This is a genomic window from Isoptericola sp. F-RaC21 (genome assembly GCF_038593535.1).
Classification (GTDB): Bacteria; Actinomycetota; Actinomycetes; order Actinomycetales; family Cellulomonadaceae; genus Isoptericola.
The window spans coordinates 909,441-929,437 of record NZ_JBCFYX010000001.1 but is presented as its reverse complement, the minus strand read 5'-3'; the positions used below and the strand labels follow the sequence as shown (position 1 = coordinate 929,437).

Genomic DNA, 19,997 nt, shown 5'->3' with positions numbered 1-19,997 from the left:
CGCGCGACAACAGAAGGTGAGCTCACACGTGGTCGTCATCGCCGTCGACGGTCCCTCCGGGTCCGGCAAGTCCAGCGTCTCGAAGGCGGTGGCGGCCCGGCTGGGGCTCGCCTACCTCGACACGGGCGCGATGTACCGGGCCGCGACGCTGTGGTGCGTCGACGGCGGCACGGACCTCGCCGACCAGGCGGCGGTGGCCGACTCCGTGCGCGCCATGCCACTGGAGATGGGGGTCGACCCCGCCGCCCCGACCGTGCACCTGGGCGGCCGGGACGTCGCCGCCGCGATCCGCACCACCGAGGTCTCCACGGCGGTCTCGCAGGTGGCGACCAACCTCGAGGTCCGCGCCGAGCTGCGGCGCCGGCAGCGCGCCGTGATCGAGACCGAGAGCGCCCCCGGCGGCTTCTCAGGCGGCAAGGGCATCGTCGCGGAGGGCCGCGACATCACGACCGTCGTCGCCCCCGACGCCGACGCCCGCGTGCTGCTCACCGCGAGCGAGGAGGCTCGCCTGCGTCGCCGCTCCCTCGAGGTGCACGGCGCCGCGGACGAGTCGGCCGTCGAGGCGACGCGCGACCAGGTGCTGCGCCGCGACCGCGACGACGCGACCGTGAGCCAGTTCCAGGTGGCCGCCGACGGCGTCGCCACCGTCGACTCCTCCGAGCTCGACTTCGACCAGACGGTCGACGCCGTCCTCGCGGTGGTCGCCCAGGTCACGGCCTGACGCCCGGAGGCGGCGCCCTCCGGGGCGCGTCCGTCGCACGAGACCGTCGTCACCGCGGGGTGACGGCGGTCTCGTTCGTGACACGCGTCCGGTGCTGGGAGAATGGTCACCATGACCTCTCCCGCCGACGGCTCCGTGCCCGCTGCCGAGCCCACCGACGACCCCACCGCAGCCCCCGGCGCCGAGCCCGCCGAGGAGCGTGCGGGCGAGACCGCGCGGGACGCCGTGGCGGAGGTCCTCGGGTCCGACGGCGACGACGAGGCGCGCGAGCGCGCGCTGCGGGCCGGGCTGGAGGACTTCGAGCTCGACGAGGCCGACCGGGCCCTGCTGGACGCCGAGTGGGACGAGGAGGGGTTCGGCCCGGGCGAGGCGCCGCTGCCGGTGCTCGCCGTCGTCGGCCGCCCCAACGTCGGCAAGTCGACCCTCGTGAACCGTATCCTCGGGCGCCGCGAGGCCGTCGTCGAGGACACGCCGGGCGTCACCCGCGACCGCGTGAGCTACCCCGGCGAGTGGGCCGGACGGGAGTTCACGCTGGTGGACACCGGCGGCTGGGAGGTCGACGTCGCCGGCATCGAGTCGAAGGTCGCCGAGCAGGCGGAGGTCGCGGTCGAGCTCGCCGACGCCGTGATCTTCGTCGTCGACTCCACGGTGGGCGCGACGTCGACCGACGAGCGCGTCGTGGAGCTGCTGCGCCGCTCCGGCAAGCCGGTCGTGCTGTGCGCCAACAAGGTGGACGGCCCGTCCGGCGAGGCCGACGCCGCGTACCTCTGGTCGCTCGGCCTGGGCGAGCCGCACCCCGTGTCCGCGCTGCACGGCCGCGGCACGGGCGACCTGCTCGACGCCGCGATGAAGGTGCTCCCCGAGGTCTCCGAGCACGGGGAGCTGCGGCCGGCCGGCCCGCGGCGGGTGGCCCTCGTGGGGCGTCCGAACGTCGGCAAGTCGTCGCTGCTGAACAAGATCGCGGGTGCCCAGCGCGTCGTCGTCGACGAGACCGCGGGCACCACCCGCGACCCGGTCGACGAGCTCGTCGAGATCAAGGGCGTGCCCTACTGGTTCGTCGACACGGCCGGCATCCGCCGCCGCGTGCACCAGACGCGTGGCGCGGACTTCTACGCCTCGCTGCGCACGCAGGCGGCGATCGAGAAGGCCGAGGTCGCCGTCGTGCTCGTCGACGCCTCGCAGCCGATGACCGAGCAGGACACGCGCGTCATCTCGCAGGCCGTCGACGCCGGGCGTGCGCTCGTCATCGCGTACAACAAGTGGGACCTCATGGACGACGACCGTCGCCCGTACCTCGAGCGCGAGATCGAGAAGGACCTGGTGCAGGTGCAGTGGGCGCCGCGCGTCAACGTCTCGGCCCGCACCGGCTGGCACACCGACAAGCTGACGCGCGCGCTCGAGACGTCGCTGGAGTCGTGGGATACCCGCATCCCGACCGGCCGCCTCAACGCGTTCCTCGGCGAGCTGGTGGCCGCGCACCCGCACCCGCTGCGCGGCGGCAAGCAGCCGCGCATCCTGTTCGGCACGCAGGCCTCGACCCGGCCGCCCCGGTTCGTGATCTTCGCGACCGGCTTCCTCGAGGCCGGGTACCGCCGGTTCATCGAGCGCCGCCTGCGCGAGACGTTCGGCTTCGAGGGGTCGCCCATCGAGATCAGCGTCCGCGTGCGGGAGAAGCGGCGGCGCTGAGCGGCCCGTGACCGGATGAGGAGCCGCCGATGAGCACCGCCCCGCTCGCGCGCCGTGGCCGCCTGCTGCGCCTCGGCGCGGCCCGCGACACGTCCGCCGTGCGCCACCTGGTGACGTTCCTCGTCGTGACCGTGGCGACGGTGCTGGTGACGCGGTTCCTCCTCGCCGCCTCCGGGTACCCGCAGGTGGGCGGGGGCGGGCTGCACGTGGCGCACGTCCTGTGGGGCGGGCTCGGCATGGCGCTCGCGGTGGTGGTGCTGCTGTCGTTCGTCGGCCCCGCCCCGCGGTCGCTGGGCGCGGTGCTCGGCGGGGTGGGCTTCGGGCTCTTCGTCGACGAGATCGGCAAGTTCGTCACGTCCGACAACGACTACTTCTACGCGCCGACGGCGGCGCTCATCTACGCCGTCGTGGTGGTGCTCGTGCTGCTCGTCGAGGCCCTGCACGGCCGACGGGCGCACCATCCCGCGGAGTACCTCGCGGTCGCGACGGACCGCGCGGTGGCCGGGGTGGCGGGCGGCTTCACCGACGCGGAGCGCGAGGAGGCGCGGACGCTGGCGCAGCGCGGACGCGGCGAGCCCGCCGCCGGTGAGGTGGCCGCGCTGGTCGAGGCGGTCCCGCGGGACGACGTGAGCGTGCCGGACCCCGTGCGCGCCCTCGTGCGCCGGGCCTCGGCGTGGTTCGCCGGCGCGATGGAGCACCGCTGGGCGGCCGCCGTCGTGACGGTCGCCGTGCTCGGGACCGCGGCCGGCTCGCTGGTCGTCGGCGTGCGTGTGCTGACCGGTGGCGTGGACGTGCCGACGTGGGTCGGGGCGGGCATCGTCGTGGCCGTCGCGGTCACGGTGGCCTGCGTGGTGACGGGCGTCGTGGTCGGGCGCGGCGATCACCGCGCCGGGGCCGTGTGGGTGCGCCGCGGCGTCCTCGTCAGCCTGCTGGTGACGCAGCTGCTCGCGTTCCGGGCCGTGCAGTGGGTGGCGGTCGCCGGACTGGTCGTGGACCTGCTCGTGCTGGCCGCGCTGGGGGTGGCGCTCGGCCGTGACGACGAGCGCCGCACCGCCCGCTCGCTCGCACGATGACCGCCGTCGCGACGGCGCGTGGGCGGGCCTAGGGTCGGTGGCGTGATCACGCGCGACGAGCTGGACCGGCGCTCGGGCGCCGCCGGCGGTGGCGACGACCGGAACCTCCCGCTCCTCACCCTGGCCGAGTTCTTCGACGGCAACGACGACGAGGAGTCCCTCGCCCCGAACCAGTGGGGCGAGGGCCGGCCGCCGCTCGCGGACGTCCGGAGGCGGCTGGAGCACCTCGCTGCGCACGACGGGGTCGCCTGGGTGCGGGTCGAGCTGCACGAGGAGTCCGTCGAGGACGGAGTCGACTGGATCGCGGCGGAGGCGGTCGCCGTCTGCACGACGCTGGTGCCGGAGGAGGTCGAGGACCTCGTCGGCGCGGACGAGCTGCAGGCCGACGGCGTGGTCGCGGGCTACGTCTACCCGGAGGACTGGTTCAGCGAGGTCCCCGAGGTGCCCGAGGGGCACCGGGTGCTGTCCCTCGTCTGGGACTGACCTGCCGTCGCGCGGCATGCGGTGAGGTGTGCGGTGAGACGTGCGCCACTCGGGCTTGCCAGGATCGGGCGTCGCGTGTCACGGTCGGCGGTGACGAGCGAGAAGCTCGCGTGCTCTGGGGTCGGTGAAATTCCGAGCCGGCGGTGAAAGTCCGCGACCCGGTCACAGCCTGTGACCGGTTGACCAGGTGGAACTCCTGGACCGACGGTCAAAGTCCGGATGGGAAGCGCACGCGACGGCTCCCCGTCCGGTTCGTTCCCGACCCTCGTGGGCCGGGCCCACCCGCCGTGGTGGTCGACGGCCGGCCGGCGCGAGCACGTCCGACCCCGCCTTCCTGCCCCGGGGTCCGCGACCGGACGGACAGGGGCAGGACGGATGAGTGCCACGACGGCGGAGCGCGCCGCGATGCGGCGCGCGCTCGAGCTGGCCGCGCAGGTCCCGGCGAGAGGACCGAACCCGCGCGTCGGGTGCGTGCTCCTCGACGCCGACGGCACGACGGTCGCCGAGGGCTTCCATCGCGGCGCCGGCACGCCCCACGCCGAGGTCGAGGCGCTACGACGCGCCGTCGAGGCACGCGGACCGGGTGCCTCGCGCGGGGCCACCGCCGTCGTCACGCTCGAGCCCTGCAACCACCACGGCCGCACCGGGCCCTGCGTCGACGCCCTGCTGGCCGCCGGCGTCGCGCGCGTCGTGCACGCCCAGCACGACCCCAACCCCGCCGCGTCGGGCGGCGCCGCGCGCCTGCGCGCCGCGGGCGTCGAGGTGGTCGGCGGCGTCCTGGCCGACGACGCGCGCGCCCTCAACGCCACCTGGACCCGCGCGCTGGAGCTCGGCCGTCCCGTCGTCACCTGGAAGCTCGCGAGCACGCTCGACGGGCGCTCGGCGGCGGCGGACGGCACGTCGCGGTGGATCAGCGGGCGGGCCGCTCGCCACGACGTGCACCGCCTGCGCGCCGGGGTGGACGCCGTCGTGGTCGGCACCGGCACGGCGCTCGCGGACGACCCCGACCTCACCGTGCGGCACGCGCCGCTGACCGGCCCGCAGCCCGACCGGGTCGTCGTCGGCCTGCGCGACCTGCCCGCGTCGTCCCGGCTCGCGCGGGCCGCGGCCGCCGGCGAGGCCGTGCTGCACCTGCGCACCCACGACCCGCACGAGGTGCTGGACCTGCTCTGGTACCGCGAGCACCGGCACGTGCTGCTCGAGGGCGGGCCCGCCCTCGCCGCCGCCTTCTGGCGCGCCGGGCTCGTCGACGACGTCGTCGCCTACGTCGCCCCGGTGCTGCTCGGCGTCGGCGCCTCCGCTGTCGCCGACCTCGGGATCGGCACCATCGCGGACGCCGCGCGCCTCGACCTCCTCGACGTCGCCGTCCTGCCCCGGGACCCCGACGACACCACCGACACCCCCACCGTGCGGCTGACCTTGCGGCCGCGGAAGGAGCACTGAGCCATGTTCACCGGAATCGTGGAGGAGCTCGGCACCGTCCTCGACGTGCGCGAGCACGCCGACGGCGCCCGCGTCACCGTCGCGGCCGAGCAGGTGCTCGACGGCGTCCGGCTCGGCGACTCGATCGCCGTCGACGGCTGCTGCCTGACCGTCGCGGGGACGGGCGAGTACGAGGGCAGGCCCACGTGGACCGCCGACCTCATGGCGGAGACGCTGGCACGCACCAGCCTCGGCGGGCGGCGCCCCGGCGACCCGGTCAACCTCGAGCGGGCGCTCGCGGCCGACGGGCGGTTCGGCGGGCACGTCGTGCAGGGGCACGTCGACGGTGTCGGGACGGTGCTCGCCCGCACGCCGGGCACGCAGTGGGAGGTCGTCGACGTCGCGCTGCCGCCTGAGCTGGCACGGTACGTCGTGGCGCAGGGCTCGATCGCGGTCGACGGCGTGAGCCTCACCGTGGTGAGCGCCGGTGAGGAGTCGTTCACCGTGAGCCTCATCCCCGAGACGCGCACCCGCACGACGCTCGGGTCCCGTGCCGTGGGGGAGCGGGTCAACCTCGAGGTCGACGTGCTGAGCAAGTACGTGGAGCGGCACCTGGCGTCCGGCACCGTGCACGGCCAGGTGGCGGCAGGGGCGACGCGGTGAGCGCCGTGGGACGGGTCGAGCGGGTGATCGCGGACGTCGCGGCCGGCCGCCCGGTCGTCGTCGCGGACGACGCCGACCGGGAGAACGAGGGCGACCTCATCCTGGCCGCCGACGCCGCGACCCCCGAGCTCATGGGCTTCCTGGTACGGCACACCAGCGGCCTCGTGTGCGTGGGCGTGGCGGGAGAGCAGCTCGACCGGCTGGGGCTGCCCCTCATGGTCGACGCGAACCAGGACGCCTACCGCACGGCCTACACGGTGACGGTCGACGCCGCCACGGGGGTGTCCACCGGCATCTCCGGCGCCGACCGGGCCCGCACCGCGCGCCTGCTCGCCGACCCTGCGACCGGGCCGGCGGACCTCACCCGGCCCGGGCACGTGCTGCCGTTGCGGGCGCGCCCCGGCGGCGTCCTGGAGCGGCGTGGACACACCGAGGCCGCCGTCGACCTGGCACGCCTTGCGGGGCGGGGCGAGGCCGGCGTGCTCGCGGAGCTGGTGCACGACGACGGCACGATGATGCGGCTGCCCGCGCTGACCGAGTTCGCCGCGGAGCACGAGCTCACCCTCATCAGCGTGGCCGACCTCGTCGCCTACCGGCGTGCCACGGAGATCCTGGTCGAGCGTGTCGCCGTCACGACGCTGCCGACGCGCCACGGCGACCTGACCGCCGTCGCCTACCGCGACACGCGTTCCGGCGACGAGCACGTGGCCCTGGTGGCCGGGGACCTGGAGGCGCTCGCGGACCCGGAGCGCGGGCCGGTGCTCGCGCGCGTGCACTCCGAGTGCCTCACCGGCGACGCGTTCGGCAGCCTGCGCTGCGACTGCGGGCCGCAGCTCGACGAGTCGCTGCGACGGGTCACCGAGGCAGGCCGCGGCGTGGTCGTCTACCTGCGCGGGCACGAGGGGAGGGGGATCGGCCTGGCCGCCAAGCTCGCCGCCTACGCGCTGCAGGACGACGGGCGCGACACGGTCGACGCGAACCTCGACCAGGGGCTGCCCGCGGACGCCCGCGACTACACGGCCGCCGCGCACGTGCTGCGCGACCTCGGCGTTCCGGGCGTCCGGCTCCTCACGAACAACCCGGCCAAGGTCGAGGGCCTCGCCGCCGGGGGAGCGGACGTCGTCGAGCGGCTGCCCCTCGCTCTGCCCGCCCACCCGCGCACCCTCGGCTACCTGCGCACCAAGCGCGACCGCATGGGCCACGACCTGCCGCACCTCACCGGCACCGATCCCGGTGTCGCCGACAGCCACGAGCCCACCGACCCGCACGACGACGGAGGAACGATGACGCACCACCCGCTGACCACGACCGCAGGAGCCGTCCGATGAGCGGCGCCGGCGCGCCTGCCGCCGAGCCCGTCGACTGCTCCGACCTGCGCGTCGCCGTCGTCGCCGCGAGCTGGCACAAGATCGTCATGGACGGGCTGCTCGACGGCGCGCTGCGGGCCTGCGCGGACCACGCCGTCGCCGACCCGAGGGTCGTGCGGGTGCCCGGCTCGTTCGAGCTGCCCGTCGCGGCCCAGGCGCTCGCGGCCGCGGGGTATGACGCCGTCGTGGCGCTGGGCGTCGTGATCCGCGGCGGCACGCCGCACTTCGACTACGTGTGCGCCGCCGCGACCGACGGCCTGAACCGCGTGGCCCTCGACCACACCGTCCCCGTGGGCTTCGGCCTTCTGACGTGCGACGACGAGCAGCAGGCCCTCGACCGCGCCGGGCTGGACGGCTCGCACGAGGACAAGGGCTACGAGGCCGCCGCCGCCGCGCTGGCCACCGCGCGCGTGCTCGGTGCCGTCCGGGCGACGACTGTCGGCGGTGCCCGCGCCGATGCAGGAGCAGTGTCCGACCTGGGGTAGTATTTCGGTCGGCCCTGCGGGGTGGCACCACGGTGCCACGTGCGGGGTCGACGGGCTGTGGCGCAGCTTGGTAGCGCACCTGACTGGGGGTCAGGGGGTCGCAGGTTCAAATCCTGTCAGCCCGACCACGTGATGTCTCAGGACATCGGAAGGGCCCGGATCTACGAAAGTAGGTCCGGGCCTTTCGTTTGCCCGAGGTCGGGCCGGATGGTCGATCGGTAGGCCTGTCGGAGGCGTGTTCTACGGTGCGCCGCATGCCTCGAGAGCGCCGCTACACCGATGAGCAGCTCGCGAACGCGATCGCGAGCGCGCGCTCGTGGCGCGGGACCCTCAGTCGCCTCGGACTGGCGGGAACGTCGGCGGGAGCGATGCGGTCGGTCCGCGCACGTGCCGACCTGCTCGGTATCGGCTACGGACACTTCACGGGCCAACGCGGCTGGACCGAGAGCGACCTTCGGTCGGCGGTGGCCGGTGCGGATACGTGGGCGGTCGCCGCCGAGCGGCTGGGGCTTCGCGGCGGTTCCGGTATCGCGACGGTGAAGGGTCATGCGGCGCGACTGGGCCTGGATACCTCGCATCTGACGATGTCGACCGCGGGGCGGGACCCGGCGACTGACGCACGGCGGCCGGATGTCAGCCGCCTCGATCGCGCAGGCTCGCTCCTCGCTGCCGCGTGGTTCACCCTCTGTGGTGACGACGTCGCCTGGCCCCTGGAACCTGCCAGATACGACTTGCTGGTGACGACAGGCGCCGGAGTGCGCCGGGTCCAGGTGAAGACGACGACGACCCGTGCCGGTGAGACCTGGAAGGTCTACCTGTCGACCACCAGCCGGGGGCGTCGGCCGTACGACCTGGACGAGATCGACGACTTCTTCGTCATCGACGGTGACCTGACGCAGTATCTGATTCCTGCGGTCGTCGTCGGGGGCCTGCATGCGATCCACGTCGGCGCGTACGAGCGCTACCGGGTGTCTTCCCTGTCCGCGCCGAGCCGCCCGGCGTCGACCGGAAGATGAGACGAATCGCCCTTTCGGTGGCTGGGCCGTGGTGTCGAATGGAGCGTTGCGCGGGCATCGTGCGGGGACATCTCGTGGTCGGTCTGTTTCGCCGGGATGAATCATCGGCGCTTGGTCGTAACGTTTCGATTTCCAGCGGCCGTCGGGCTGTGGCCGGGGCTTAGCGTCCAGGTCATGACACCCATCCCGCCGACGACTGCGTCGGACACCACAACCAGCACGTCGACGGCGGCCGGGTTCTCGCGGCGCTCCTTCCTCGGCGGCGGCGCCACGGCCGTCGCGCTTGCCGGAGCGGCCGCGGTGGCCACGGCCGAACCCGCCGCCGCCGACGTGTCCGCCGAGGTGGCCGCCGACGCCGGCCGCGGGGGCGGAGCGGACGTGCTCGCCGACCTGCCGCGGGCCAACAAGATCCCGCGGCGTCGCCGGGTGGTCGACTACGAGCTCGCCGAGATGATCGTGCTCCTGCGCGCGGGGCGGCTCACCTCGACCGAGATCACGCGGGCGTACCTCGAGCGGATCGACGCCCTCAACGGCCCCTTCGAGGTGTACGACGACAACGGCGGGTACAACGCCTTCGTCCGCATCGACCGGGAGGGGGCGCTGGCCGCCGCGTCCGAGGCCGACGACCGGTTCCGTCGTGCGCGGTCCAAGCACGACCGGGACGCGCTGCCGATCTTGCTCGGGATCCCGTTCGGCATCAAGGACTCGATCGGCGTGCAGGGGCTGGAGGCGAGGAACGGCACCCACGCCTACGACGGGAACGTCGCCCTGAGGGACTCCACGATCGTCGCGAAGCTGCGCGCGGCGGGCGCGGTCATCCTCGGGCAGACGATCGCCTCCGCCTTCTCCGGCAGCATCGCGGGGACGTTCGCCGGGAACGCGTGGGACCCCGAGCGTGTCCCGGGCGGCTCGAGCCAGGGCTCCGGCGTCGCGCCCGTCGCCCGGCTCGCGGCGGCCGCGATCGGGGAGGAGACCGGCGGGTCGATCATCATGCCGTCGTCGGCTAACGGCGCCTCCGGGATCAAGCCGTCGCTGGGCCTGTCGTCCACCGCGGGCGTCATGCCGCTGTCCCCGGGGTACGACGTCGTCGGGCCGATCGCGCGCAGCGTGCGCGACGCCGCGATCATCCTGTCGGTCATGCACGGCCCGGACCCGGCGAACGACCCGCTCACGCTCGCGGCACCGGTCCCGTTCGACGCGATCCCCGTGGCGCCGCGGCGGGGCCGGCGGCCCCTGGCGGGGCTTCGCATCGGGGTGCCGCAGACGGACTGGATGTCCGGGGGCGGGACGGGCGTGGCGCCCGCCGACACGTACGACGCCGACTACGGCGCCGCGTTCGAGCGGTTCAAGAACCAGCTGCGCGCGCTCGGCGCGCAGGTGGTCGACTTCGACGGCCTGGACGTGACCGTCGCCGAGAACGACCCCTACTTCCGCACCGCGGAGCGCCTCCCGCTGCCGGACGGCACCGTGGTCTCGCCGGCGTCCGCGGTGCTCTCGCCGAACCGATACGAGATCGGGTACTGGGAGGCCGTCAAGCGGTTCGCCGCGGACCACCCCGAGCAGGAGGCCACCCTGCGCCGCCAGTTCGGCGACTTCGACGCCCAGACCGCAGCCGCGGGGAGCGTCACCGCGGCGGTCCGCGCGGAGGGCGAACGACGGCGTCGGACCCTGCAGGCGAACTTCGCGGCCGCGCTGGACGCCGCGGGCATCGACTTCATGCTCGTGCTGCCCATCGGCGCGCACGTCGGCCCGCGGTTCGGCGGCTCGCAGCTGCCGAACTACCGCAGCTTCTACCAGCTCCCGAACGCGTTGACGTGGCCGATGGTGACCTTCCCGATCGGCTACGGCTCCTCGGTGCGCCTGCCCGTCAACGCGGCGTTCTGGGGCCGGCGGTTCAGCGAGCCGGGGCTGATCCAGGCCGCGCTCGACTTCCAGGCGGCCTACCCCGAGTACCACGAGGCGGCACCGCCGGACCCGACGTTCGCCGCGCCGCGCGCGCGGCGCAAGGCGGCGGACGAGCCGGTCGCCCCCGAGCTCTCGAACGACCCGCTGGTCGCCGAGCAGGCCTGGGCGTGATCGCATGAGCGACCAGTTCCTCACCGTGGGCTACACGCCCCTGCTCAGCGCCGGCTTCCCACTGCACGATGCCCCGGGCCAGAGGGACACCTTCCTGACCGTGGGCTACACCCCGAAGCTGGGGACGTCCTTCTACCCCTACCCGGACGAGGAGGAGGACTGACCGCGGCCGCCCGGTGACCGGAGAGCTCTCGCGAGGCGGCGGCCCGGTGGCGGCCGCCTCGCGGGGAATGGGCTACGGGCATCAGGCATGATGGTCGGATGCTCGACGACGCCCGCGGCGGCCTGCGCGTGACGTCAGGTCTCGTCCTCCCGGAGTCGGAGCTGTCCTGGCGGTTCTCTCGCTCCTCGGGGCCGGGGGGCCAGGGCGTGAACACCACTGACTCGCGCGTCGAGCTGTCGTGGGACGTCGAGGCTTCGCGGGTCCTCACCGAGACGCAGCGGGCCCGGATCCTCGAGCGGCTCGGAGGGCGCGCACCCCACGGCGCGGTGACCGTGGCGGCGTCCGAGCATCGCGCCCAGCTGCGCAACCGGGAGGTCGCGCGGGCCCGGCTGGCGGCGCTCGTGGCCGACGCGCTCGCGCCGCCCGGGCCGCGGCGCCGGCCGACTCGCCGGACCCGCGGTTCGGTGCAGCGGCGCATCGAGGCGAAGAAGCGACGGGCGGGCGTCAAGCGGATGCGGCGCCCGCCGCAGGACTGAACCTCGGCGCGTGTCAGGCGCCGCGTTCCGGCGCCGCCATGTCGCCGGTGGCGGGCACGCCGTCGGCGAGGCCGTAGTGGAGGTACACCGTGCCGCTGGGGCCGGCGGCGGGCGGCTCGAGCAACCGGAGGTTGGTGGGGACCTCCCCGCCGTCGAAAACCTTCTTCCCGACACCCAGGACGATGGGGTGCACCCAGAGGTCGATGCGGTCGAAGAGCTTCTCGTGCAGGAGCGTCTGCACGAGGTTCAGGCTGCCGACGACGCGGAGGTGCTCGTGCCGGTCGCGGAGCTCCCGCACGGCGGCGGGCAGGTCCGGGCCGAGCTGCGTGGATCCCGCCCACGAGAGGTCGGGGGTGCCGCGGGAGGCGACGTACTTCGGGATGCTGTTGAAGAGCTTCGCGATGGCGCCGTCCGGGCCCTCGCCGCTCTGGTGCGGCCAGAAGCCGGCGAAGATGTCGTAGGTCCGCCGGCCCAGCAGGAGAGCGTCCGTGCCCTCGGCGTAGGCGGCGTCGATCTGCTCGCCGGCGACCTCGTCGATGAGCGGCGCCTGCCAGCCGCCGAACGGGAAGCCCTCCGGGTCCTCGTCGGGGCCGCCCGGCGCCTGGGCGACCAGGTCGAGGGTGGCGAAGAGCTCGAGGTGGATGAGTCCCATGGTTCCTCCTGAGGGTCGTCCAGCCCCGGGTCGGTCGGCCGGCTCACCGTTGAGACCCGGGGCGGTACGGGAACTCATCGACGCAGAAACCTTCCACTGTGAGGTTTTGGGGGTAGGCTCGTCCCCGGCTTCCGGCGCAGTGCGGCGTACTTCTGTGCGGGCATCGACGGAAGTCGGACCGCAGAACATGCCGAAGGAGCCCCAGATGCCCACCACGTCCGTGCAGCTGTACTCGCTGCGGGATGCCATCGCCGCCGACCTGGACGCCGCCGTCGCGCGCGTCCGCGAGATCGGCTACGAGCACGTCGAGCCCTACGCGTTCGTCGAGCGCGTCGCCGACTTCGAGCGTGCGTTCGCCGCCACCGGCCTTGCCGCGCCGTCCGGCCACGCCGCCGTCATCGACGTCGCCGAGCCCGACGTTGTCTTCGACGCCGCCGCCCGCCTCGGCATCGGGATCGTCATCGACCCGTTCGTCCCGACCGAGCGCTGGCAGACCGCGGACGACGCGAAGAAGCTCGCCGACCGCGTCAACGAGCTGACGGTCAAGGCCGCGGGCCACGGCCTCCGGTTCGGGTACCACAACCACCAGTGGGAGTTCACGAACAAGGTCGACGGCCGCCCGGTCTTCGAGATCTTCGCCGAGCACCTCGCCCCCGAGGCGGTGCTCGAGGTCGACACCTTCTGGGCCACCGTCGGCGGCGCCGACGCGCCCGCGGTGCTGAAGACGCTCGGCGACCGCGTCGTCGCCATCCACGTCAAGGACGGCGCGGTCTCCGGCGACATCGCGACCGTGCTGCCGTCGTCCGAGAGCGCGCTCGACGTGCCGCCCGCGCTCAAGGCCGCCTACGAGAACCAGGTGCCCGCCGGCCAGGGGGACGTCGACGTGCCGGCCATCCTCGCCGCCGCGCCGCAGGCCATCCGCGTCGTGGAGTTCGACTCCTACGCGGGCGACGTCTTCGAGGGCGTCGCGGCGTCCCTCGCCTGGCTGCAGGAGAACGACAAGTGAGCCGCGTGGGCGTCGGCATCATCGGTGCCGGGAACATCTCCACGCAGTACCTCGAGAACCTCACGCAGTTCGCCGACGTCGAGGTCCGCATGGTCGCCGACGTGCTGCTCGACCGCGCGCAGGCCCAGGCCGAGAAGTACGGGGTCGCGTCGTCCGGCACCGTCGAGGAGCTGCTGGCGCGCGACGACATCGAGATCGTCGTCAACCTCACGATCCCGGCCGTGCACGCCGAGGTCGGCCAGCAGATCGTGGCGGCCGGCAAGCACGTGTGGAGCGAGAAGCCGATCGCGACCGACCACGCGTCGGCCGCCGCGCTGCTCGCCGCCGCCGAGGCGAAGGGGCTGCGCGTCGCGTGCGCCCCGGACACCGTGCTCGGCGCGGGCATCCAGTCCGCGCTGCGCGCCATCGCCCGCGGGGACATCGGCGAGCCGCTGACGGCGACGACGATGTTCCACGTGCCCGGCCCGGAGGCCTGGCACCCGGACCCCGACTTCCTGTACGCGACGGGGGCCGGGCCGCTGTTCGACATGGGGCCGTACTACGTCACGACCCTCGTGCACGCCCTGGGCGCGGCGTCCCGCGTGCAGGCGGTGTCGTCGAAGTCGCTCGAGAAGCGGACGATCGCGTCCGGGCCGCGGGCCGGCGCGACGTTCCCGGTCGAGGTGCCGACGCACCACGCGGCGCTGATCCAGTTCCGTGGCGGCCAGTCGGCGCAGTCGACGTTCTCGTTCCAGCACGCCCTGCCGCGCGCCGGGTTCGTCGAGATCAACGGCACGACGGGCACGATCGTGCTGCCCGACCCGAACGTGTTCGACGGCGACTCCACCCTGTGGCGCTACGGGCAGGACGAGCCCGAGACGATCCCCGCGACCGGCTCCACCTGGGGCCGTGGTGCCGGCGTCGTCGAGCTGGCTCGCGCGATCCGCGAGGGCCGGCCCGAGCGGGCGTCCGGCGCCGTGGCCCTGCACGTGCTCGACGTGCTCCTCGCGATCCGTGACGCCGCGGAGTCGGGGGCGGCGGTCGACGTCGCGTCCACCGTCGACGCGCCGCCGCCGCTGGCGGAGGACTTCGACCCGGCGGCGTCGACCTTCTGACGCCGCGACCGGCCTTCCAGCAAGTGATCCCTCGCGCCGTCGGACCGGATGGCGCGGGGGATCGCCTGCTGGAGGGCCTGGGCGCGGGTCAGGCTCCGGCGGGGTCCTCAGACGAGGGAGCCGGGGGCGCAGGCACCAGCCGCTCGAGCAGCTCGAGCACCCGCGCGCCGTCCACGGCGTCGGGGTCGAGCAGCCACTGCACCTGGATGCCGTCCGACGCGGCGATCGCCAGCGCGGCGAGGTCGCCGGCGTCGACGGCCGGGTCGATGCGGCCCGCCTCCTGGTCGGCACGCACCTGTGCGGACAGGTCGGTCCGCAGGCGGGCGAACCGCTCGCGGAAGAACTCACGCGTCACCGGGTGGCCCTCGCCCGCGGCGTCACCGGCGAGGGTCGTGTAGAGCTGGACGAGGCCGGGCACCTCGCGGTTGAGGACCGCGCTCTCGCGCATCCCGCCGACCGCCGACGACGGCGGGCCCCCGGCGTCGCCCCGCTGGACCTCGTGCTCGTGGTAGACGGCCACGAGCAGGTCGTCGCGCGAGGGGAAGTAGTGCCGCAGCGTGGCGTGCGAGACGCCGACGGCGTCGGCGACGGACCGGAGCGAGGACGCGTCGACCCCGTGCTCCGCGACCATCCGGAGCACCTGGTCCAGGATCTGCGCGCGGCGCGCCGCGCCCTTCGCGTAGCCGCGCCGCGGCGCCGCGTCGTCTGCCCCGTCCGGTTCGCCCACGCCGCCAACCTACCGGGCGTGGGCAGAGTGCCCTCGGGCGGCGGTCAGAAGTCGAAGTCGTCGATGTTGTCCTTGTTGAAGCGGTAGGGGTCGCCGAGCAGCACGGTCGCGTCCGCCCCGATGGTGAAGTCGCCGAGCTTGCCCGCGGTGAACGAGTCGCCCTCCGCCCCGGTGATGGTGCCCTCGACCATGGCGTCCGCCGCGAACGCGGCGAGGTAGCCGAGGTCCTCCGGGTTCCACAGCGCGAACTCGGTGACGGTCCCGTCCTTGACGTACTCGCGCATCTGGTTCGGCGTGCCGAGGCCCGTGACGGCGACCTTGCCCTTGGCGTCCGACGTCGAGAGGTACCGGGCCGCCGCCGCGATGCCCACGGTGGTGGGCGAGACGATGCCCTTGAGGTCCGGGTGCGACTGCAGCAGCGCCGCCGTCTTGTCGAACGAGGTCTGGTCGTCGTCGTTGCCGTAGACGGTGTCCACCAGGGTGATGTCGGGGTGGTTGTCGGCCAGGTCCTTCTTCATGAGCTCGATCCACGCGTTCTGGTTCGTGGCGTTGGCGCTCGCCGACAGGATGGCGATCTCGCCGGAGTCGCCGATCTGCTCGGCGATCATGTCGACCTGCACCTTGGCGATGCCCTCGGCGGAGGCCTGGTTGACGAACAGGTCGCGGCACGACGGGTCGGTGTCGGAGTCGAAGGTCACGACCTTCGTGCCGGCCTGCCGGGCCTCGTCCAGCGCGTCGCAGATCGCCTTCGGGTCGTTGGCCGACACGATGAGCGCCTTGGTGCCCTGCTGCGCGGCCGTGTTGATGAAGGGCACCTGCGCGTCGGGCGTCGCGGTGTCCGGCCCGACCTCGGAGAACGTGCCGCCGAACTCCTCGGTGGCGGCCTTCGCGCCCTTCGTGCTGGTGTCGAAGTAGGGGTTGCCGAGGTTCTTCGGCAGCATGACGACCGAGACGTCGCCGCCGCCACCGCCGCTCTCACCCCCACCGCCGTCGTCGCCGCCGGACGAGCAACCCGCGAGGGCCAGTGCTGCGGTCATCGCGAGGGCCGCGAGGGCGGCCGACCGCTGGGTCGTGAACTTCATCGTTCTTCCTTTCCGACGGGCCGCGCGATGGCCGGGCGTCGACGCCGGGCGAACCAGCCGACGACGCTCGGGGAGATCACCGACAGCACGAGGAGCGCGCCGATGATGATGTTGATGACGTTGACGGTGACGCTCTCCAGCCGCAGGGCGCTCGAGATGACGCCGATGAGCAGCACGCCGGCGAGCACCCCGTGCAGCGCGCCGCGGCCGCCGAAGATCGACACGCCGCCGAGCAGGACGGCGGCGATCACCTGCAGCTCCATGCCCGTCGCGTTGTCGCCGCGGGCGCTGCCGTAGCGGAGCGTGAAGAACACCCCGGCGAAGGCGGCCACCGTGCCGGTGAGCACGAAGAGCACGAGCTTGGTCCGGGCCACGCCCACGCCGCTGAAGCGTGCGGTGTCGGCGCTGAGGCCGATGTCGTAGACGCCGCGGCCGAACGGCGTGAAGTGCAGCAGCACGACGAACACGGCGGCCAGCACGACGATCGGCAGGAGGACGGTCGGGAGCTGGGTGTCCCCGAGCCGGGCGGTCGCGAGGTCCGTCCAGCGCTCGGGGAAGTCCGTGACGGCCTTGGTGCCCAGCAGCCCCACCGCGACGCCGCGGTACAGGGCGAGGGTGCCGATCGTCACGGCGAGGGACGGCAGCCCGACGTACGCGACGAGGAAGCCGTTGAGGGCGCCGCACACCACGCCCACGAGGAGCGCGGCGCCGGCGGCCGCGGGCACCGCCCAGCCCGCCTCGACCAGGAGGCCGACGGTCACGCTGGAGAGCCCCACGACCGACGCGACCGACAGGTCGATCTCCCCGGTGATGATCACGAGGGTCATCGGCAGGGCGATGAGCAGGATCGGTGCGGTGTCGAGCACGAGGTAGGGGAGCGTCAGCGGGCTGCGGAAGTTGTCCACGTACTGCAGCGAGAGCACGACGACGACCAGGAGCAGCGCGATGATCCCCGTCTCGCGGGTGAGCAGGGAACGCTGCCACCAGGGGCGCGCGTGGGCGGCGTACGCGCGCTCGGTCCGCTCCGGGCGTTCCGTGGTCGTCATCGGGCATCCCTCGCTCGGACGAGGCGGCGGGCCGTGCGGTTCGCGAGCAGCCGGTCGAGCACGATCGCCCCGATGATGAGGACGCCGACCACGGCCTGCTGCCAGAAGTCGGGGATGCCGAGGATCGGCAGGGCACGGTTGATCGTCACGAGCAGGACGGCGCCCAGCGCGGCGCCCCAGACGGTGCCGCTGCCGCCGAAGATGGCGACCCCGCCGATGACGGCGGCGGCGACGGCCTGCAGCTCGGTGCCGAGGCCGGCGCCGGAGCTGATCGTGCCGTAGCGGGCGGCGAACATGATCCCGGCGAGCCCGGCCAGCCCGCCCGAGAGCACGAACGCGCCGATCACCCGGCGGCGCACGGGCAGCCCGTACAGGACGGCCGCGTCGGGCTCGGACCCGATCGCGTACAGCTCGCGACCGCCGCGGGCCGTGTGCAGGTGGTAGCCCACGGCGGCGAGCACGACCAGGGCGACCACCGCCAGGACGGGCACCGTCAGCACGGTGCGCGTCCCGAGGGCGAGGAAGGTGCCGGGCAGGTCGGACGCGTTGACCCGGTCGCTGCCGGCCCAGGTGAGCACGACGCCCCGGTAGACGTAGAGCGTGCCGAGGGTGATCACGAGGGCCGGCACGCGGCCCAGGCCCACGAGGAGGCCGTTGACGAGCCCGAGGGCCGCGCCCGCCAGCATCGCGACGAGGAACACCACCGGGACGGGCAGGTCCGGGTTCGCGATGAACAGCCGCCCGCTGAGGTAGGCGGTGAGCGCCAGGATCGAGCCCACCGACAGGTCGACGTTGCGGGTGATGATCACGACCGCCTGGCCGACCGCGAGCACCACCAGCACCGACGGCGTCAGGAGCAGGTCGCGCCAGCTGTTCGGGCTGAGCAGGAAGCTGTCGTTCGCGGCGGTCGCAGCGGCGATGACGGCGAGCAGCACCACCCCGATGGCGAGCTCGCGGGAGCGGCGCACCGTGCGCCAGGCGCGGCGGGCGGGGGAGAGGCGGCTGGGCTCGACGAGCTGCTCGGTCACCTGCCCGGTCACGGCTGGTACTCCAGGGTCGCGGTGGCGGCGTGCATCACGGACTCGGGCGTGGCGTCCGCGCGCGGCAGGTCGGCGGTGATGCGACCCTCGGCGACCACGAGGACGCGGTCGGCCATGCCGAGCACCTCCGGCAGCTCGGAGGAGATCATGAGGATCGCCATGCCCTGCCCCGCGAGCTCGGACAGCAGGCGGTGCACCTCGGCCTTGGTGCCGACGTCGATCCCGCGGGTGGGCTCGTCGATGATGAGCAGGGTCGGGGTGGTCGCCAGCCACTTGGCGATGACGACCTTCTGCTGGTTCCCGCCGCTCATCGTGCTGCCGTGCATGTCCAGCGCGTTCGTCTTCACCTCGAGCCGCGACGCCCAGGGCGCGGCGGCGTCGCTCTCGCGCCGCGAGGTGAGCATCCCGAGCCGGGCGATCCGCGCCCGGACGACGGCGGTGACGTTCCGCGCGACCGTGGAGTCCGTGACGAGGCCCTGCTGGCGACGGTCCTCGGGGACCAGGGCTATCCCGGCCCGGACGGCTGCGCGCGGGCTGCGCGGCGGCACGGGGCGCCCGTCGAGACGCACGCTGCCCGCGTCGTAGGGGTCGACGCCGAAGACGGCCCGCGCGATCTCGCTGCGGCCCGCGCCGACGAGCCCGGCGAGGGCGACGATCTCCCCGGCGCGGACGTCGAACGACACGTCGTGGAACACCCCGGCGCGGCGCAGCCCCCGCACCTCCAGCCGGACGTCGCCGACCGGGGCGGGGACCTTGGGGAACAGGTCGTCGACGGTGCGCCCCACCATGTGCGTGACGACCTCGCCGACGGAGGTGTCGGCGACCGCCGCCGTGGCGACGTACTCCCCGTCGCGCAGGACGGTGACGGCGTCGCACAGGTCGAACACCTCGTCGAGCCGGTGGGAGATGAACACGAGGGCCCGGCCCTCGTCGCGCAGGCTCCGGGCGACCTGGAACAGCCGGCGCACCTCGAGCGCGGACAGCGCCGCGGTGGGCTCGTCCATCACGAGCACGCTCGCGTCGAGCGAGATGGCCTTGGCGATCTCGATGATCTGCTGGTCCGCGATCGACAACCCCTCGGCGGGCCGCAGGGGGTCGAGCGTGACGCCGAGCCGGGCGAACAGGGCGGTGGTCCGGTCGCGCATGGCCCGGCGGTCGACGCGCCGGCCGGTCCGCAGCGGGTGGCGGCCCATGAAGATGTTCTCCATGACGCTCAGGTCCGGGAACAGGGTGGGCTCCTGGTAGATCACCGCGACGCCCGCGGCCCTCGCCTCGGCGGTGGTGGTGAAGTCGACGTCGCGCCCGTGCAGGCGGAACGTGCCCGCGTCGCGCCGGTACAGACCGGACAGGATCTTCACCAGCGTCGACTTGCCCGCGCCGTTCTCGCCCACGAGGGCGTGGATCGACCCGCCGTCGACGCTCAGCGTCCCGGACCGCAGCGCGGCGACCGGGCCGAACGCCTTGCGCACTCCCCGTAGCTCGAGCACGGGCCCCGCGGGTGGGCTCGCCATGGGCCACTCCCTCCGACGTCGTTGTCGCGAGCGATGCCTAAAAACGATTCAAGAAGCCTGCCCCAGCACGCTATGCGGCGCTGGTGCGCAGCGTCAACGCGCCGGTCCGGATCGTGTCGATGTCGTGACACCGCGTCGGGCGTGCGTC

20 protein-coding genes, 1 tRNA gene and 1 riboswitch are annotated in these 19,997 nt (G+C 73.9%); of the genes, 15 read left to right on the top strand and 6 right to left on the bottom strand.

The window, feature by feature from the left end; all coding sequences use genetic code 11:
- Positions 1–16 precede the first annotated feature (16 nt).
- From cmk to arfB, 13 genes are all read left to right on the top strand, one after another.
- The gene (gene cmk, locus AAG589_RS04355) at positions 17–721 is read left to right on the top strand and encodes a (d)CMP kinase (protein WP_430566007.1); all 705 of its coding nucleotides are present in this window, start codon (positions 17–19) and stop codon (positions 719–721) included.
- Between the two features lie 111 nt (positions 722–832).
- Entirely contained in the window at positions 833–2,407 is a 1,575-nt protein-coding gene (gene der / locus AAG589_RS04350; RefSeq protein WP_430566006.1) for a ribosome biogenesis GTPase Der, read from the top strand.
- 29 nt (positions 2,408–2,436) lie between these two features.
- Positions 2,437–3,480: a hypothetical protein gene (locus AAG589_RS04345; protein ID WP_430566005.1), complete on the top strand. Its 1,044-nt coding sequence runs from the start codon at positions 2,437–2,439 to the stop codon at positions 3,478–3,480.
- 42 nt (positions 3,481–3,522) lie between these two features.
- A complete protein-coding gene (locus AAG589_RS04340) occupies positions 3,523–3,963 on the top strand; it encodes a hypothetical protein (RefSeq protein WP_430566004.1) in 441 nt (146 codons plus the stop codon).
- Positions 3,964–4,069: 106 nt separating this feature from the next.
- Positions 4,070–4,199, top strand: a riboswitch (FMN riboswitch).
- A 139-nt stretch (positions 4,200–4,338) separates the two neighbouring features.
- Positions 4,339–5,406, top strand: coding sequence for a bifunctional diaminohydroxyphosphoribosylaminopyrimidine deaminase/5-amino-6-(5-phosphoribosylamino)uracil reductase RibD (ribD, locus tag AAG589_RS04335; RefSeq protein WP_430566003.1), 1,068 nt, complete (start codon positions 4,339–4,341; stop codon positions 5,404–5,406).
- A gap of 3 nt (positions 5,407–5,409) precedes the next feature.
- Positions 5,410–6,048 carry a riboflavin synthase gene (locus AAG589_RS04330; RefSeq protein WP_430566002.1) on the top strand — a complete coding sequence of 213 codons (639 nt, stop codon included), beginning with the start codon at positions 5,410–5,412 and terminating at the stop codon, positions 6,046–6,048.
- Positions 6,045–7,376, top strand: coding sequence for a bifunctional 3,4-dihydroxy-2-butanone-4-phosphate synthase/GTP cyclohydrolase II (locus AAG589_RS04325; RefSeq protein ID WP_430566001.1), 1,332 nt, complete (start codon positions 6,045–6,047; stop codon positions 7,374–7,376). Before AAG589_RS04330 ends, AAG589_RS04325 begins: the two co-directional genes overlap by 4 nt.
- Positions 7,373–7,900, top strand: a complete 528-nt coding sequence (gene ribH, locus AAG589_RS04320; protein ID WP_430566000.1) for a 6,7-dimethyl-8-ribityllumazine synthase — start codon at positions 7,373–7,375, stop codon at positions 7,898–7,900. Before AAG589_RS04325 ends, ribH begins: the two co-directional genes overlap by 4 nt.
- A 51-nt stretch (positions 7,901–7,951) precedes the next feature.
- Positions 7,952–8,028 (top strand) — tRNA-Pro (locus AAG589_RS04315).
- A gap of 126 nt (positions 8,029–8,154) precedes the next feature.
- Positions 8,155–8,916 carry a hypothetical protein gene (locus tag AAG589_RS04310; protein ID WP_430565999.1) on the top strand — a complete coding sequence of 254 codons (762 nt, stop codon included), beginning with the start codon at positions 8,155–8,157 and terminating at the stop codon, positions 8,914–8,916.
- 174 nt (positions 8,917–9,090) lie between these two features.
- Positions 9,091–10,992, top strand: a complete 1,902-nt coding sequence (locus AAG589_RS04305; RefSeq protein WP_430565998.1) for an amidase — start codon at positions 9,091–9,093, stop codon at positions 10,990–10,992.
- Positions 10,993–10,996: 4 nt separating this feature from the next.
- Complete coding sequence (locus tag AAG589_RS04300) at positions 10,997–11,155, top strand: hypothetical protein (RefSeq protein WP_430565997.1); 159 nt, start codon at positions 10,997–10,999, stop codon at positions 11,153–11,155.
- A gap of 98 nt (positions 11,156–11,253) precedes the next feature.
- Positions 11,254–11,691, top strand: a complete 438-nt coding sequence (gene arfB, locus AAG589_RS04295; RefSeq protein ID WP_430565996.1) for an alternative ribosome rescue aminoacyl-tRNA hydrolase ArfB — start codon at positions 11,254–11,256, stop codon at positions 11,689–11,691.
- Positions 11,692–11,704: 13 nt separating this feature from the next.
- Here the strand turns inward: arfB and AAG589_RS04290 are convergent, their stop codons facing one another.
- Positions 11,705–12,343, bottom strand: coding sequence for a dihydrofolate reductase family protein (locus AAG589_RS04290; protein WP_430565995.1), 639 nt, complete (start codon positions 12,341–12,343; stop codon positions 11,705–11,707).
- Positions 12,344–12,548: 205 nt separating this feature from the next.
- Between AAG589_RS04290 and AAG589_RS04285 the strand changes: the two genes are divergently transcribed.
- Together AAG589_RS04285 and AAG589_RS04280 are read left to right on the top strand one after the other, a co-directional pair.
- A complete protein-coding gene (locus tag AAG589_RS04285) occupies positions 12,549–13,349 on the top strand; it encodes a sugar phosphate isomerase/epimerase family protein (protein WP_430565994.1) in 801 nt (266 codons plus the stop codon).
- Positions 13,346–14,443: a Gfo/Idh/MocA family protein gene (locus AAG589_RS04280; protein ID WP_430565993.1), complete on the top strand. Its 1,098-nt coding sequence runs from the start codon at positions 13,346–13,348 to the stop codon at positions 14,441–14,443. Before AAG589_RS04285 ends, AAG589_RS04280 begins: the two co-directional genes overlap by 4 nt.
- Before the next feature lie 88 nt (positions 14,444–14,531).
- On the opposite strand, the gene AAG589_RS04275 is transcribed toward AAG589_RS04280, so the two are convergent.
- Genes AAG589_RS04275 through AAG589_RS04255 form a run of 5 tightly spaced genes read right to left on the bottom strand, consistent with a single transcriptional unit; the run spans position 14,532 to position 19,849 of the window.
- Positions 14,532–15,170 carry a TetR/AcrR family transcriptional regulator gene (locus AAG589_RS04275; protein WP_430565992.1) on the bottom strand — a complete coding sequence of 213 codons (639 nt, stop codon included), beginning with the start codon at positions 15,168–15,170 and terminating at the stop codon, positions 14,532–14,534.
- A gap of 44 nt (positions 15,171–15,214) precedes the next feature.
- Positions 15,215–16,252, bottom strand: a complete 1,038-nt coding sequence (gene rhaS / locus AAG589_RS04270; RefSeq protein WP_430565991.1) for a rhamnose ABC transporter substrate-binding protein — start codon at positions 16,250–16,252, stop codon at positions 15,215–15,217.
- Positions 16,249–17,298, bottom strand: coding sequence for an ABC transporter permease (locus AAG589_RS04265; RefSeq protein ID WP_430565990.1), 1,050 nt, complete (start codon positions 17,296–17,298; stop codon positions 16,249–16,251). The genes rhaS and AAG589_RS04265 overlap by 4 nt, the downstream gene beginning before the upstream one ends.
- A complete protein-coding gene (locus AAG589_RS04260; RefSeq protein ID WP_446719669.1) occupies positions 17,295–18,338 on the bottom strand; it encodes an ABC transporter permease in 1,044 nt (347 codons plus the stop codon). The genes AAG589_RS04265 and AAG589_RS04260 overlap by 4 nt, the downstream gene beginning before the upstream one ends.
- Positions 18,335–19,849, bottom strand: coding sequence for a sugar ABC transporter ATP-binding protein (locus tag AAG589_RS04255; protein ID WP_430565989.1), 1,515 nt, complete (start codon positions 19,847–19,849; stop codon positions 18,335–18,337). The genes AAG589_RS04260 and AAG589_RS04255 overlap by 4 nt, the downstream gene beginning before the upstream one ends.
- Positions 19,850–19,997 lie beyond the last annotated feature (148 nt).

Coding starts and splice junctions, on each gene's coding strand:
- AAG589_RS04290 (WP_430565995.1), bottom strand. CDS start 12,343: ATGGGACTCATCCACCTCGAGCTCTTCGCCACCCTCGACCTGGTCGCC.
- AAG589_RS04305 (WP_430565998.1), top strand. CDS start 9,091: ATGACACCCATCCCGCCGACGACTGCGTCGGACACCACAACCAGCACG.
- rhaS (WP_430565991.1), bottom strand. CDS start 16,252: ATGAAGTTCACGACCCAGCGGTCGGCCGCCCTCGCGGCCCTCGCGATG.
- ribD (WP_430566003.1), top strand. CDS start 4,339: ATGAGTGCCACGACGGCGGAGCGCGCCGCGATGCGGCGCGCGCTCGAG.
- arfB (WP_430565996.1), top strand. CDS start 11,254: ATGCTCGACGACGCCCGCGGCGGCCTGCGCGTGACGTCAGGTCTCGTC.
- AAG589_RS04330 (WP_430566002.1), top strand. CDS start 5,410: ATGTTCACCGGAATCGTGGAGGAGCTCGGCACCGTCCTCGACGTGCGC.
- ribH (WP_430566000.1), top strand. CDS start 7,373: ATGAGCGGCGCCGGCGCGCCTGCCGCCGAGCCCGTCGACTGCTCCGAC.
- AAG589_RS04300 (WP_430565997.1), top strand. CDS start 10,997: ATGAGCGACCAGTTCCTCACCGTGGGCTACACGCCCCTGCTCAGCGCC.
- AAG589_RS04310 (WP_430565999.1), top strand. CDS start 8,155: ATGCCTCGAGAGCGCCGCTACACCGATGAGCAGCTCGCGAACGCGATC.
- der (WP_430566006.1), top strand. CDS start 833: ATGACCTCTCCCGCCGACGGCTCCGTGCCCGCTGCCGAGCCCACCGAC.
- AAG589_RS04265 (WP_430565990.1), bottom strand. CDS start 17,298: ATGACGACCACGGAACGCCCGGAGCGGACCGAGCGCGCGTACGCCGCC.
- AAG589_RS04285 (WP_430565994.1), top strand. CDS start 12,549: ATGCCCACCACGTCCGTGCAGCTGTACTCGCTGCGGGATGCCATCGCC.
- AAG589_RS04255 (WP_430565989.1), bottom strand. CDS start 19,849: ATGGCGAGCCCACCCGCGGGGCCCGTGCTCGAGCTACGGGGAGTGCGC.
- AAG589_RS04345 (WP_430566005.1), top strand. CDS start 2,437: ATGAGCACCGCCCCGCTCGCGCGCCGTGGCCGCCTGCTGCGCCTCGGC.